This window comes from Oleiphilus sp. HI0132 (assembly GCF_001635845.1).
The window spans coordinates 1-1,529 of sequence record NZ_LWGJ01000446.1 but is presented as its reverse complement, the minus strand read 5'-3'; the positions used below and the strand labels follow the sequence as shown (position 1 = coordinate 1,529).

Below are 1,529 nucleotides of genomic sequence, written 5' to 3'. Positions count from 1 at the left end.
AGGTGAAAGGAACTGTAGGATAAAGCTTTCATCTTTAAAGTTTCGCATGGCAAAATCGAGTGTTTCCAGCCAGTCTGTGCCCGCGATATCTGGGAACCATTGTCGATCTTCATCCGTAGGTTGTTGGCAGATACGTTTGATATCCTGAAACATGGCAAAACCAAGCGTATAAGGGTTGATGCCGCTGTACCATTGGCTATCAAAGGGAGGTTGATAGACCACCGCTGTGTGTGATTTTAAGAACTCGATAATAAAGCCTTCATTCACCAAACCTTTGTCATACATCGTATTCATGATGGTGTAGTGCCAAAAGCTTGCCCAACCCTCATTCATTACCTGAGTTTGTCTTTGCGGGTAGAAATACTGGGCAATTTTTCTCACGATACGTAGTACTTCCCGTTGCCATGGGGCAAGCATGGGGGCATTCTTCTCAAAGAAATAAAGCAGATTCTCCTGCGGTTCTTCAGGGTAGCGTTGATCTTTCTCGGCTTCTTCTTTGTCGCCGCTGACAGGAATGGTTCTCCACAGCTCATTAACTTGCTGCTGCAGATGGAACTCGCGCTCTTCTTGTCGTTTCAATTCTTCTTCAGCTGATATAGGAGCAGGGCGCTTATAACGGTCAACACCGTAATTCATTACTGCGTGGCAGGAGTCTAGAAAGGTTTCTACGGTATCGACGCCATAACGGCCTTCACACTTTGCAATATAGTTTTTGGCGAACAGAAGGTAGTCTATTATTGCGCTGGCATCGGTCCAGGTGCGGAACAGGTAGTTGCCTTTGAAAAAAGAGTTATGACCATATGATGCATGCGCGATGACTAAGGCCTGCATCATCAAGGTATTCTCTTCCATCAAGTAAGCGATACATGGGTTAGAGTTAATAACGATCTCATAGGCGAGCCCCATTTGGCCGCGCTTATAACCTTTTTCGTTTTGTAGGAACTGTTTCCCGTAAGACCAGTGATAATAGCCTAGAGGCATACCGACCGAGGAATAGGCATCGAGCATTTGCTCAGAGCTAATCACTTCAATTTGGTTAGGGTAGGTGTCTAGCTTATATTCTTTTGCTATGTCTGAAATGGCATCATCAAAGCGTTCTAGCTGTTCAAATGACCATTCCGAGCCAGTCGCAATATAACTCTTTTTACGCTCTTCATTTTGTTTGTTGTCTTTATCTGTCATGCCGGCTTCCTCTGAAATAATTCGTGGAAGACAGGGTAGATGTCACTCTCGTCTTTAATGTTTTGCATGGCGAAAGAGTCCTCAAACTCCTTAGCCAGTTTTTCATATTCATGCCACAGCATTTGATGATCTAGCTTAGTAATCTCAATGTAAGCAAAATATTGCACGAGAGGTAGAATATCGTCTTTCAAGAGCCTCGAGCACTTGGGTGAGTCATCGCTCCAGTTGTCACCATCGGAGGCTTGTGCGCAGTATATATTCCAGTCTGACGCAGGGTAACGCTTGTGGATGATTTCTCTAGTTAACTCCAATGCGCTAGAAACGATGGTCCCGCCTGTTTCCCGTGA

2 protein-coding genes are annotated in these 1,529 nt (G+C 44.9%); both read right to left on the bottom strand.

Features of this window, described 5'->3' with window-relative positions; translation table 11 throughout:
- Nucleotides 1–1,182: SpoVR family protein (locus A3766_RS05525; RefSeq protein WP_068641869.1), on the bottom strand; the 1,182-nt coding region annotated here is incomplete at its 3' end.
- The coding region (locus tag A3766_RS05520; RefSeq protein ID WP_156508713.1) for a DUF444 family protein at nt 1,179–1,529 on the bottom strand (351 nt) is incomplete at its 5' end. The genes A3766_RS05525 and A3766_RS05520, both read right to left, overlap by 4 nt.